Annotated in this window: 11 protein-coding genes; 4 read left to right on the forward strand and 7 right to left on the reverse strand. The window is 55.4% G+C overall.

From position 1 onward, the window contains the following. Positions 1–163: 163 nt before the first annotated feature. On the forward strand, positions 164–1,156 hold the full coding sequence (locus DSM3645_RS05695; protein WP_002651111.1) for a DUF1559 domain-containing protein: 993 nt from the start codon (positions 164–166) through the stop codon (positions 1,154–1,156). Between the two features lie 19 nt (positions 1,157–1,175). Next, a complete protein-coding gene (locus DSM3645_RS27760) occupies positions 1,176–1,604 on the forward strand; it encodes a hypothetical protein (protein WP_050769310.1) in 429 nt (142 codons plus the stop codon). Between the two features lie 107 nt (positions 1,605–1,711). On the opposite strand, the gene DSM3645_RS27765 is transcribed toward DSM3645_RS27760, so the two are convergent. The 3 genes from DSM3645_RS27765 to DSM3645_RS05715 form a co-directional block, all read right to left on the reverse strand. Continuing rightward, positions 1,712–3,352 (reverse strand): sensor histidine kinase, encoded by a 1,641-nt coding sequence (locus DSM3645_RS27765; RefSeq protein WP_050769311.1) that lies wholly within the window; start codon positions 3,350–3,352, stop codon positions 1,712–1,714. A gap of 166 nt (positions 3,353–3,518) precedes the next feature. Further along, positions 3,519–4,304 (reverse strand): FliA/WhiG family RNA polymerase sigma factor, encoded by a 786-nt coding sequence (locus DSM3645_RS05710; protein ID WP_002651114.1) that lies wholly within the window; start codon positions 4,302–4,304, stop codon positions 3,519–3,521. A 182-nt stretch (positions 4,305–4,486) separates the two neighbouring features. Further along, positions 4,487–4,753 carry a hypothetical protein gene (locus DSM3645_RS05715; RefSeq protein ID WP_002651115.1) on the reverse strand — a complete coding sequence of 89 codons (267 nt, stop codon included), beginning with the start codon at positions 4,751–4,753 and terminating at the stop codon, positions 4,487–4,489. Between DSM3645_RS05715 and DSM3645_RS30190 the strand changes: the two genes are divergently transcribed. Next, on the forward strand, positions 4,743–4,931 hold the full coding sequence (locus DSM3645_RS30190; RefSeq protein WP_131282265.1) for a hypothetical protein: 189 nt from the start codon (positions 4,743–4,745) through the stop codon (positions 4,929–4,931). The two genes, DSM3645_RS05715 and DSM3645_RS30190, sit on opposite strands and share 11 nt — an antisense overlap. A gap of 10 nt (positions 4,932–4,941) precedes the next feature. Here DSM3645_RS30190 and DSM3645_RS05720 read toward each other — a convergent pair whose 3' ends face one another. From DSM3645_RS05720 to flhA, 3 genes are read right to left on the reverse strand one after another with little or no spacing between them, the layout of a single operon-like run. Further along, positions 4,942–5,799, reverse strand: coding sequence for a MinD/ParA family ATP-binding protein (locus DSM3645_RS05720; RefSeq protein WP_040351641.1), 858 nt, complete (start codon positions 5,797–5,799; stop codon positions 4,942–4,944). 29 nt (positions 5,800–5,828) lie between these two features. Next, entirely contained in the window at positions 5,829–7,007 is a 1,179-nt protein-coding gene (flhF, locus tag DSM3645_RS27770; protein ID WP_050769312.1) for a flagellar biosynthesis protein FlhF, read from the reverse strand. 8 nt (positions 7,008–7,015) lie between these two features. Continuing rightward, positions 7,016–9,103: a flagellar biosynthesis protein FlhA gene (flhA, locus tag DSM3645_RS05730; protein WP_002651119.1), complete on the reverse strand. Its 2,088-nt coding sequence runs from the start codon at positions 9,101–9,103 to the stop codon at positions 7,016–7,018. A 256-nt stretch (positions 9,104–9,359) separates the two neighbouring features. On the opposite strand from flhA, the gene DSM3645_RS05735 reads away from it, so the two are divergent. Then, positions 9,360–10,535, forward strand: a complete 1,176-nt coding sequence (locus DSM3645_RS05735; protein ID WP_002651120.1) for a sulfotransferase family protein — start codon at positions 9,360–9,362, stop codon at positions 10,533–10,535. A 213-nt stretch (positions 10,536–10,748) separates the two neighbouring features. Here DSM3645_RS05735 and DSM3645_RS05740 read toward each other — a convergent pair whose 3' ends face one another. Continuing rightward, positions 10,749–12,251: an anti-phage dCTP deaminase gene (locus DSM3645_RS05740; RefSeq protein WP_002651121.1), complete on the reverse strand. Its 1,503-nt coding sequence runs from the start codon at positions 12,249–12,251 to the stop codon at positions 10,749–10,751. Between the last annotated feature and the right edge of the window lie 11 nt (positions 12,252–12,262).

The raw sequence follows: 12,262 nt of genomic DNA on the forward strand, positions 1-12,262 counted from the left end.
AAGGAACTCAGGTTCTCTATGAATGGTTCCCTTTTTTCCCGTAATCGATCGATATAACCATTGGATGGATTGCGGTCCCTGTCTAAACGCTCTTCGTTTTCATTTTCAATTCATTTGCTTTGTCCCTTGGGTTCGCAGGGGGACAGTTCTTTGGAGTATTCCCATGAAAAATCACCGGACCGCTATCGGCGGTCGTCTCGGCCGTTGGGGTTTTACCTTGGTCGAACTGCTTGTTGTGATCGCCATCATCGGGGTGCTGATCGCTTTGTTGCTTCCGGCTGTGCAGCAGGCCCGCGAAGCGGCTCGGCGGATGCAGTGCACCAATCAAATGAAGCAACTTGGTTTGGCGTTGCATAATTATCACGACACGCATCTCGCCTTTCCGCCTGCGGTGATCAACCCGGGATGCGTCGGCGGCGACTCGAGTCCGTTTCCAGCGACCATGAAAGACAACGTTCGTAACATCACGGGGCATCTGCTGATCTTGCCGTTTTTAGAGCAGGGCGCGTTGCATTCCAAATTGGACTTCCGCTATCCGATGGGGCTGGCCGCTCATGGCGACGTTTCGGATCCGAGCGCCACAGACGCCGCCGGCAATATGGCTGCTCTGCAGGGGACGCGGCTCGACTTCTTTGCGTGTCCATCGGATCCGTTTGATGTGGTGGGGGACGACGACAGCACGTCCGGCTACTACTACAACAAAGACTACTATCGCACGAGCTATGGCTTTATTTCGAGCGATTGGTCCGATCATGGAGATAACGCGAAACTGCTTTGGGGTTCGACGGCGAATAACGCTAGTCAACGTCCCGCGTTCGGCATCAATGGATCGGCCAAAATGGGAGACATCACCGACGGAATGAGCAATACCGTCATCATGGCGGAATCACGCATGGAAAAAGCGGACGACCGCTGGGGACCGTTTTGGGGAGCCTGGACCAATACGTATTGGTTGAAAATGGGGGAAGGGATCAACGTGCCGGACACTCCGCCAAGCCCTCTGCAATACGCGCGAGCCCCCGGCAGTCACCATCCCGGCGGTTGCAACGCATTGTTTGGCGACGGCTCCATTCACTTTCTCAAAGAAACGACTCCCCTGGCCACGTTGAAGTACTTGGTTCGTATCGCGGACGATCAGGTGCTAAGCGAATACTAAAAACCGGAAAGCTCGATCCATGAAATCTATTCTTCAAATCCACCGACGCGGTTTTCCGGCGGCGATAATCGCGGTGATGGCGTTACCGATCATCGCCGCTACCGGCTGCTTCGGCGGGGGAAGCGGCGGTCCTGAATTAGCGAAGGTGACCGGCGTTGTGACCGTCAACGGCAAGCCGGTGGAAAGTATCCAAGTGCTATTCGAACCACAATCAGAAGCGAGGGCTTCGCGTGGCAAAACAGATAGCGACGGTAAATTTGAGGTTTATTACAACCTCAACCAGCCGGGCGCCGTCCTGGGCGAACATCACGTCCAATTCGAGCTAAAAGGGGAAGGCTCGGATCAAAAGCTGATCCCCGCCAAGTACGCCTTTGGGGCGAAGGGAATCATCGCCGAAGTTACCCAAGAGGGTCCCAACGAGTTCCAGTTTGACCTGACGGGAAAATAATGGATTGACGCCGCTACGCAATTGAACCACGCACACGGCTCCTTCCCGGGGCCGTGTTTTTGTTTCTTGGCGTCGTGTCGAACAAGGAGATCGTCCGATCGCGGCGTTCAGCTTGGCTGACGCAGCGGCAACTCCACAATAAACCGCGCGCCCGAACTAGAGGGCTCCATGTAGATCCGGCCATGGTGATGTTCGATAATTCGTCGCACAATCGCCAATCCAATGCCGGTGCCGTCCGATTTGGGATCGAGCTTTTCGAACAGGCCGAACACCTTCTCATGAAACGCAGGCGGGACTCCAGATCCGTTGTCGGTAACGGTCAGGCGCAGCTGATTGCCTGCGGTGATCCAGTTGACCCGAATTTTCGGCGCTTCTGGATTTGCGAATTTGGCGGCGTTATCCAGCAGGTTTTGCAACGCTTCGACCAGGCGGATGCGATCTCCTTCCAGCGTGATCGGATCGCCGTAGGCTTTGAGATCGATTCCGCGCTCCGCCGACTGTAGATCCAAAAAGTGGATCGCTTCCTGGACCAGAGCTTCGATCTGGCATTGTTCGGTCGGATTGACGACGCGACCAATGCGAGAAAGTTCGAGCAAGTCGTCCAGCAAGCTGCTCATCGAGGCGCAGCCGCTGGCGATAAAGTCCATGTCTTCGTGGATCGCGGTTTGATCGCCGCGAGTCAAGTCTTGGCGCAGGGCGCCGACAAAACCGCGAATCGTAATGAGCGGACTCTTCAGGTCGTGCGAAACGGTGTAGGTGAAGCGTTCCAGCTCGGCGTTGCGGCTTTCGACTTGATTCAGCAGCGATTCGACGGCGCGGCGACTATCGACGATGTAAGAAATCATCGCGCCGCAGACCAGTCCAAGTGCGATCAACGCCGAGAAGATGATCGCCGGCATGGCGTATAGTCCTTCGGCCGCGAAACTTTGACTCGCTTCAAACGTGACGGTCATCGGCAAATCGTCGAATGTGATCTCCGCGTCGAAATGCCGCGCACAATTGTGCATATGGCGGCCTCTTGGCAGTCGGAGGATCTCCAGGCCAGCCGAGGAATTCTGTTGAGCGACCACATGAACGCCGAAATTGGGGGGTAGTTTTTCGGCGATCGTACGTTCGATCGATTCCTCGGACGAATAGGCGACGACGCATCCAGCCAGATGAACGTTGCCATCGGTGACGGCCGGCGAAACCGGAAAACAGGCGACCAGCCCCGGCCCAGAAAGAGGAAATTGAATTTCGTCTGAGATCACGTTAATCGTCAGTTCGCGAGTTCGGATCGCGATATCGAGGGTCTCTGCGAACGGTTGATTCCCGGCGATCGAATCTCCTTCGATCCCTGCTAGCTTGCCTTTTGATTCGGCGAGCACAATGCGCCAGAGTCCGTCTTTGGCGGGGGAACTTTGATCGACGAAAAAGAGCTCATCGACGACGTCGTATTTTTTCGTTTGCCGCATCCGCGAGACGAAGATGTCCCATTCGCTCTTTTCGACCACTTGGCTCGAGACGAAGAGGGTTTGCGCCCGATCGGCGGCGCTGCGGATATCGTCAAACTGCCCTTGGATCGCATTTTCGATCGATCGCTGGTATTCCAAAAAGAGAATCGTCCGGCGACTCTCTTGATAGCGCCAGGTGAACCAGGCCGCGACCAGCGCAAAGAGGAGGAAGCCGGCGATCACGCACCAGCCGTACCTGTCCAGACGCAATCGGAGTGTCGCTGAATCCGCAGGTTGGGCTGACTGCTGGTCCATCGAAAAGCGTCCACAACGACAAGTTGAATTTCGAGCGACGCCTCCGCCGGTTGCGCTCCAATAGGATCTTATTGTATGGCTAAATGGGGGATGCTGATAGCGCAGAAAAAAAAACGCTTCCGTCGCCGGAAGCGTTGCTGGTTTTTACCGTTTAGCGGGGGAAGCTTTAGACGACGCCGAACTCCGGTCGACGACGGCCTAGTTGCGATTGCAGACGTTGCACGATGCTGCTGTGCATCTGGCTCACGCGGCTTTCGCTCAGGTCGAGGGTCGCCCCGATTTCCTTCATCGTCAACTCTTCATAGTAGTAGAGGATGATGATGAGCCGCTCGTTGCGGTTCAGGCCTTTGGTGACCAAACGCATCAGATCGTTTTTCTGGATCCGGCGCGTAGGATCTTCCCCTTTGATGTCTTCGAGAATATCAATCTCGCGAACATCTTTATAGCTGTCAGTCTCATACCATTTTTTGTTGAGACTGATTAACCCTACGGCATTCGCGTCGGAGATCATTTTCTCCAGTTCTTTAACGCTCATGCCCATGTGGGCGGACAATTCAATTTCGGTCGGCTGTCTGCCGAACTTCGCTTCGAGCTGTTTGTTCGCTTCGTTCAGCTTGCTCGCTTTCGAGCGCACCAAACGAGGAACCCAGTCCATCGTGCGCAGTTCGTCCAGCATTGCGCCGCGAATACGCGGTACGCAATACGTTTCGAACTTCACGCCGCGGGACATGTCGAACGCGTCGATCGCGTCCATCAAGCCAAAGACTCCCGCCGAAATCAGGTCGTCAAGTTCGACCCCTTCCGGCAAGCGAGCCCAAATTCTTTCGCCGTTGTATTTCACCAGCGGCAGATATCGCTCAACAAGACGGTTACGTAATTCCTTACGCGTCTGGTCTTCCTTGTAGGACTTCCAGACTTCCGCAATGTCGTCGACTGCTGTGGTTGTCGCCATGCAATCCTCCGTGAAACGCCGTCAATGGCTACGTTTCGTGAGATCCTTCTCGTTTCGCCTGAATCCTTCAGGACCCGCGTTTTACAGCGGTCTCGCCGCAAAACCTACGCCGGTATGATTGCTCAAAACCGTCGGTTGGCGCTGATTCGCCGCGTCCCTCCGCAGTGGACGTGGAAGCGAATTTACGCCGCCGCACTTCCAGAGCTGTCGCTCTCCGCTTGCAACTCGCGTTGCAATTTCTCCAGCTCTTGGTTGACTCGCTCGCGAACCGATTCGTCAACGATACGCTCCGCAGCGCCGCCGATGAACCAGCCTGTGGCCGCAAATAACGCCAACGCAACGCACGCGATTTGAAGGGTCGATTCGATCCCACCAAAGTCAAGGAATCCACGCACCATGACTGTGATGAATGCGATAAGGCCCAGGACGCCCGCGTAGTTGCGCGCCATCTTGCGTTCGGTCTATTTTGTTGACGTGATTCGCGAGTCCAATCCGCCGCATGCGTACGCGGCGTTACATCTAGGTATCGGCGTCGTCTACTTTGATATTCAGCCGAATTTTCCGATTGAAGCGAAGTCGTCAAAAAAACTCGCGTTGCGGCAAGGCATGCTGTCATGTCACTGCTAGCCTTTCTTTACTACGCCGCGCGGCGATCAAGTTGTTTGGTGGGTGCGTCGAATACAAGCGACGAAAGTCGCTGGGCGATGTTCGCCAAGTCGCCGGCTACCGCCGATTGCGGATAACGAACGCTAAACGCGTCGCACGAAGCTTGCGCCGCGCCGACCTCTAACGCATGTCGCACCGCGCCGACTCCGATCGCGGCGGCGCCAGCATGACGCTGACAGACGCGATTAAAGCCGGCGATGATTGGTTCTTCTGGCTGCGCCGCCGAGACCCGGTTCAACAGCAGCCCAAAGTTCGCTCGCGGCGCCGACTCGAGTAAGTGTCGCACCGCCGCGTACCCGGCCGTCAATGAGCTGCGAGCCGAACAAGCGGTGAGGACGAAATGTTCGGCGCGGCGCCACAAAATCTCGGTGAGCGGGGTCGGGCGACTGCCGGCGTCGATTAGCACGACGTCGGCATGACGGCCAAGCCGCTGCAATTGATCGGTCAAACGCTGGAGCGACTGCGGCCGGATCGCATGGAGCGAACCGGTTTCGGCATGCGTCGGCAGCAACAAAGCGCCGTGGGCGCCGGGGAGCAACGATTCGTGCAAGTCGACTCGTGAGTTGGCGAGATCGCTAATGGAAGCGACGGCGCCTTGTCCGCACAACTGAGCCAGTCCGTCGCTCTCGAAATCGAGATCGACGATCACCACGCGACGTCCCGACTCGGCGATCACAGCGCCCACATTCAGGCACAGCGTCGTCACGCCGGCGCGACGCTCAGCGCCGTAGATCACGGCGAGCGGTACGTTGGGCGTAATCGCGGAGTTCGAGTTTTGACGCGCGAGCATTCGTAGTAACGAAGCTTGGTCAGGAAAATGACGGTCCATACGAGTCGTATTCGGGAGTGGCTCAGAGGTTAAATCAATTGTTTGGCGAGTTCATCCGCCGAGGCGACGGCGATCGAATGCGGCACGTCTTGTCCGTGCGTGACATAGCTGATCGGCAGCGTCGTACGGTTTATCAGGTTAAACATCGCTCCGAGCGTTTCCACTTCATCCAGTTTGGTGGCGATCAACGCCGTGGGGTCAATCGAAGCGAAACGGCGTTCCGCTTCTTGCAGCGATCGATTGCCGGTGGTCGCTGACAGCAACAGATAACGAGCGTCGGTTTCTGCGGCTCGCAGCACCGAATGCAACTGTTGCAGTTGCACGGCGTCGCGCGGGCTACGTCCGGCGGTGTCTATGAAAATGCGATCGCAGCCAGCCAGGTGATCGACGGCGTCTCGCATCTCGCTAGGAGAGGAAACGACCTGCATCGGCAGATCCATGATCTCGGCGTAGGCCTGCAGTTGGTCGACGGCGGCGATCCGATAGGTGTCGATCGTGATCAGGCCGACGCGTAACTTTTGCGTAAATTTGGCGCGAGCCGCCAGTTTGGCGATCGTCGTCGTTTTGCCGACGCCGGTCGGACCGACCAACGCGATACGAAGCGGGCCGCGACGCGGATCTTCCAGGTCGTTCCCAATCCGAAAGGTGGCGGCGATGATTTGATGCAGCCGCTGACGTAAGTCACGCTCATGCGTGACGGCGGCGATTTCTTCCAGGTGACCCGCTAGTTGGGCGGCGATCTGGGGAGCGACTTCCGCCGCGATCAACTCGTCATGCAGACGAGCGACGACCGGCGAGTAACTTCGCAGCGAGCCGCCGGCGTAGTTGGCCAATGCGTCCAGGATCGATTCTCCCTGATCGTCGACCAGCCCTTCGGCCAAGCGTTGCGTGTGATCTTCGGCGTCGGCCGGATGTTGCGGCGTCTCTGCAGGAGCGTCAGCGGGAAGTTCCAGCTCAAAGCGACGCTTGATGAACTCTTCGTGAGTCGACTGCGTCGTTTCTTCCGCCGGGGCTTCGATGTTGAAGCGGCTCTTTACCGGCACGCTGGCCGATGCGGCTAGTTCAATCTCGCGACCGCCTAACAGGCCCGCGATTCCCCGTTTGGGCGCGATGCGAGTATGCAAAACGGCGGCGTCGGGCCCCAGCTCTTTTCGAATGAGCTCGAGCGCTTCCGGCATCGATTTAGCGCGAAATGTTTTGATGTCCATGGTGATGTCTATTTACCCGGTACGATGTCGCTGATGATGCCGACCGATTCGATCAGCGTATCGCGGGTGACTTCGTTGTGGCTGAGCACAATCAAATCAGGAATGTGATTCATGGTGAGTTGTTTGAGCGCAGGACGAATCTGCGGGTTGACCAGCACGATCGGCGGCTTGCCGACGGCGAGCAGCTTTTCAATTCCCGCCGCGACCGCACGACAGGTCAGTTCGATCGCTTGCGGCGACATGCGAGCATAGGGGCCTCGTTCGGTGTCGATTCCGGCGGCGATGCGATCCTGCATCGCCGGATCCAACGGCACGACGAACATCTTGTTCTCGCGGTCGCGATATTTGGTGCAGATGGTTCGCGCCAAACGATGACGAACAAATTCGGTCAGCCAGATCGCATCTTTGGTGCGTCCGGCATGATCGCCGAGCGTTTCCAAAATGATCGCCAGCTGGCGAATCGGCACTTCTTCTCGCAGCAGGTTGTGCAGCACCGCTTGCACGTCGCCCAGCTTCATGACGCCGGGGATCAGCTCGTCGACGACGGCCGGCGATTCAAGTTTCAAATCGTCCAGCAAATGTTTGGTCGCGTCGCGCGTCAGCAACTCGTCAGCATGCTTCTTGGCGACTCGTTGCAAGTGCGTGGCCAATACCGACGACGGCTCGACGATCGTATAGCCCAGCATCTCGGCTTGCGGACGCAAACCAGGCTCGATCCAGACGGCCGGTTGGTTGTAGGCCGGATCACGCGTCGGCTCGCCAGGTAAGTTGCCTTGCGAGTTGGGACCAGTGATCGCGAGCAGGCGATCGGGATAGATCGTATTTTCGGCGACGGTATTGTTGGTGATCTTGATGCGGTACTGGTTTTCGTGCAGGCGCATATTGTCGCGGATTCGCACCTTCGGCAGGATGATCCCAACTTCGGTCGCGACATTCTGACGAACGCCGGTAACGCGATGCAGCAAATCGCCGCCGCGGTCAGGCGCCGCCAAGCGAACCAAACCGACGCCCAGTTCCATCTCCATGGGATCGATCGAGAGATAGTCCTCGATGCGATCTTCTTTCTTGGCCGCTTTCTCTTGATCTTGTTTCTTGGTTTCCGCCGTCTGCTTGTCAGCTTCGTCTTGGCGGTCTTGCTTCTTGATAAAGAAGGCGATCCCCAAACAGCCGCCGCACAAAGTGAGGAGCGGGATCGTCGGCAAGCCGGTGAAGACCAGCAGCCCCAAGAACGCGCCAGCGACAATCAAAGCCGGCGGCCGTGACAAGAGTTGCTGGACGAACTCGAGCGGCAGGTTGGTCTTTTGACTGCTGCGCGTGACCAGCAAACCGGCCGCGAGCGAAATCAAGAACGCCGGCACTTGGCTAACCAGTCCATCGCCGATTGTCAGCTTGGTGTAAACTTCGGCCGCTTCGGCCAAGCTCATGCCGGCTTGGAGGCCGATGATGAAGCCGCCGACGATATTGATCAACGTAATGATGATGCCGGCGATCGCGTCGCCGCGCACAAACTTGCTGGCGCCGTCCATCGCCCCAAAGAAGTCGGCCTGTTGCGTGATCTCGCTGCGGCGTGCTTGGGCTTCGTGTTCGTCGATAATCCCGGCGTTCAAGTCGGCGTCGATCGCCATCTGGCGACCAGGCATGCCGTCCAACGCAAACCGGGCGGCGACTTCACTAATACGCGTAGCGCCTTTGGTGATCACCATGAATTGAATCACGATGATGATAATAAAGATAATGATGCCGACCGCTATCTTATCTCCCGCGACAAATTCGCCGAAGCTTTCGATCACGCCGCCGGCCGCGTCCATTCCGTCTTCGGCCGCTTTGGTCAAAATCAACCGGGTCGTCGCCACGTTCAACACCAAGCGGGCGAGCGTCGTCGCTAACAGCAGCGATGGAAAGACGTTGAACTCCAGCGGCGTCTGCACATAGATCGTCGTCAATAGAATGATCACGCCGGCCGTGATATTGGCCGTCAGCAACAAGTTCATGAGCCAATTCGGCAGCGGCACCAAAATCACCAGCACGCTGGCGATAATGCCGACCGGCAAAATCAGATCTCGAATTCGTTCCAACGCAGGCAGCACGTCAATCATTCCGTAAAAGGACGAAGGGAGCGCCGCGGAGACGCCTTCTCCGCGTGAAGTGGGGCGAAAACTACTGAAATCGGTAGTTCGAGTCCAGGCCGATAAAGCGAGCAAAGTCGTTGACGCTGCTATGTTTATCGTGTCAATGGCGACTTGTTCGGGAAATTGCCCTGGTCGATCAGAAATGCCCCCAGCGCGAAAGCAAAAATTTCAGCTACGATAGAAGGTTTCCGCCCCGCTTCCGCTTGCTGCTTAGGACTGACCGTTGACCGATCCCGCCGCGAAACCGCCCCGCAAACAGAAAGCGAACGCCTATCCTTGGTACAGCCCGCGAATTTGGCATGGGATGCGATTTCGTCCCTGGATGCGGTTGCTAGCAAGACATCATTTCGCGCTGCATCCGCTGCGCATCGGCATGGCGGTATTGGTAACGCCGTTTACGGTGTTCAACAGTCTGGCCTACCGACTGCAGCTAGCACTGCATGGCGAAAAGATCGCCGCAGCGACTCCACATACGCCGATGGTTTTTATTGTCGGACACTGGCGCAGCGGAACGACCTTCCTGCATGAGTTGATGTCGCTGGACGAAGCTTATACGTCGCCGAGCACCATACAGTGCTTTGGGCCGTGCCAGTTTCTGTTGATAGGAGACTTCGTCAGTCGCTGGTTCAATTTCATCATGCCCAGCACGCGACCGATGGACAATATGAAGGTCGGCTGGAGCAAGCCGCAGGAAGATGAGTTCGCGCTGCTCGCCTTAGGAGCGCCTTCTCCTTATTACCGCATGGCGTTTCCCGACCATCCCGCCGAAGGGACCGAGTTCCTCGACATGGAAGGGATCGACGAGGCTGATCTCGCCAAGTGGCGCGAAACGCTCGATCAGTTCGTGCGGATGATCACCGTCCAGCGCGACAAACCGATCATCCTCAAATCGCCGACGCATACCGGCCGGATCGGTCTGCTGTCTGAAATGTATCCCGACGCCAAGTTCATTCATATTGCCCGTAATCCGCTGGAAGTCTTTGCATCGACCGAGCGACTGTGGCAAACGATGGACGAAATTCAATCGTTCCAACATCCGAAAAATCCCCAGTATCGCCAGTACATCTTTGACTGCTTCGATCGGATGTACGGCGGCTATTTTCGGGATGTCGACAAACTGGGCCCCGATCGGCTGGTCGAAACGCGGTACGAAGATATCGTGGCCGATCCCGTCGGAGAACTAGAAAAGATCTACGCCGCACTCGGGCTGGGAGACTTTGAGCAGGTCCGTCCCCAAATGGAAGCAGCGACCGCCGAGAGTCGCTCGTTTCAACGCAACAAGCACCAGATGGAAGATGATCTGGCCGCCGAAATCTATCGCCGTTGGAGTCAATACTTCGAACGCTACGGCTATGCGGCGGATGGGACGTTGGTGGAAGAGAAGCCGAAAGCGGAGTGAAAGCAGCTTTCGCAATTAACACAGAATTAAGTGGATATCAAAGTCTACTCCGACTGGCCTTCATTTCGTATCGCACGAGGCACAGAATTAGTTCGTAGCGAAGAAGCTTCCAGTACTCCCTGTTTCCAGGCCGGCATTTTCGCAACAACGCTTTCTGCTTTAGCGAGAAAAGTAAGGATTTCTTTGTTCGGTTCTAACCGAATTTTATTCTTTTCACTCATCTGCATGATCTCCCCTTAGTTTCTGGAACAACTCAGCTGCTTGAAGCTCCAGATCTAAGTAAGTTAACGGAAGCATTTGTAAACGCAATCGCGCTTCATCGTGTTTCCAGTCAAATTTTACGCCTGTTTTCTTGTCACTTCGAACAACGTCATATCCAGACGACAATTTCATCGAAAAAAGGTCAAAAAATTTGCGCGGGCCGATTCCAAAAAAGGGCTCGAACTGAGCTTTGTCTGCATTTGAAGATTGTGCATCAAACAAGACGGAGTCTTGGTGGAAATCAAACGCCTTGCTCTTTTCGTACGGCTCAATAAAAACCACCCTTTTGATTCCAGCCGCCAGGATATGTTTTGCGCAATTGTGGCAGGGAAAGGTGGTACAGTACAGAGTTGCTTCTTTGGGGGAAAGATGATTCCTCGCACATGACGTGAGTGCGTCCATTTCTGCGTGAACAACGCGACCATATTCTGTGAGATCGCCAATCGGAGATTCTTTTGATGACAGAACGTCGCGCAACTCATTTGGCGGTATCCCCCGTCTTTCTCCTAACTCCACTATCTTATCGATGATCGCTTTTTGTTCTTTCTTATTGGAGTCGATTCCACGGGTAAAGTCCCTTCCATTGGGAAAGTCCGTTAAGCGACCAAGCTCGTCGCGTTCTGGCCAATATAAGCCTCCCCCTGCTTTTGGGCAGTCATTCGCGCCTGTTGCCAGAATCTGAGAATCTCGGGCAATTACGGCGCCAACTTGACGTGATAAATCCGCCGATCGAAGTGCTGCGGCGAAAGCGAAGAACATTGCGTATTCATCAAAACTCGGCGTATGAAACGGATGGCCAAATAGAAGCTCAGTAATTCGTCTAATTTCTGACTTCAAAAGGTCATCGTTGCCATCGAGTTTCACAAAAAAGTCGGATAGATAAAATGTGTCTTCCAGTCTTTGTCCATGTGGAACAATGTTCTCTTTGGAATCCCTTTCGATGAGCAACTTTGCATCGACAGTTTGAATATCTTTGCTGCACAGCTCCTCTATTCTTCTTGCTTCTTCCGCATGCACGCCGAGCAATACAAATCCACTTGAATAAATTTGGCGAAGTCGTTCGACTTCCTCGGGACGCTTCAATGAATTGACAATGAATGCCTTTTGATACTGAGGAGTCTGAGGAAGGCTGCGTGACGAAGCAATTAATGTCGCAGCCCCTAACGCAAGTATTGAGTTGTCTTTGGATTTCCGCCGCGCCTCGTTTCCAGCATGCATTAGGTTGCGGACGCGATCGCATTCGTCATTTTCATTGAATACCACCGTTCCAAACAGTGGTATTACTTGCCCAGAAATCTTTACATGGACTACATCGTATCCCATTCGACGCAACTGCGCATCAAGGATTTCGCTTACTCGTGAAAGGTCCGTTCCAATTGCGCCCACGAGGCCAACGACGAGTTCGGAGTCAACGTTATGAAGATTTTGGATCGGATCGATCATTTCGGCTTGCATGATGTTCACTC

Source organism: Blastopirellula marina DSM 3645, assembly GCF_000153105.1.
Classification (GTDB): Bacteria; Planctomycetota; Planctomycetia; order Pirellulales; family Pirellulaceae; genus Blastopirellula; species Blastopirellula marina.

What these genes read in the sequence shown, in the direction of transcription:
- DSM3645_RS05695 (WP_002651111.1), top strand. Translation starts at nt 164, where the DNA reads ATGAAAAATCACCGGACCGCTATCGGCGGTCGTCTCGGCCGTTGGGGT.
- DSM3645_RS27760 (WP_050769310.1), top strand. Translation starts at nt 1,176, where the DNA reads ATGAAATCTATTCTTCAAATCCACCGACGCGGTTTTCCGGCGGCGATA.
- DSM3645_RS27765 (WP_050769311.1), bottom strand. Translation starts at nt 3,352, where the DNA reads ATGGACCAGCAGTCAGCCCAACCTGCGGATTCAGCGACACTCCGATTG.
- DSM3645_RS05710 (WP_002651114.1), bottom strand. Translation starts at nt 4,304, where the DNA reads ATGGCGACAACCACAGCAGTCGACGACATTGCGGAAGTCTGGAAGTCC.
- DSM3645_RS05715 (WP_002651115.1), bottom strand. Translation starts at nt 4,753, where the DNA reads ATGGCGCGCAACTACGCGGGCGTCCTGGGCCTTATCGCATTCATCACA.
- DSM3645_RS05720 (WP_040351641.1), bottom strand. Translation starts at nt 5,799, where the DNA reads ATGGACCGTCATTTTCCTGACCAAGCTTCGTTACTACGAATGCTCGCG.
- flhF (WP_050769312.1), bottom strand. Translation starts at nt 7,007, where the DNA reads ATGGACATCAAAACATTTCGCGCTAAATCGATGCCGGAAGCGCTCGAG.
- flhA (WP_002651119.1), bottom strand. Translation starts at nt 9,103, where the DNA reads ATGATTGACGTGCTGCCTGCGTTGGAACGAATTCGAGATCTGATTTTG.
- DSM3645_RS05740 (WP_002651121.1), bottom strand. Translation starts at nt 12,251, where the DNA reads ATGCAAGCCGAAATGATCGATCCGATCCAAAATCTTCATAACGTTGAC.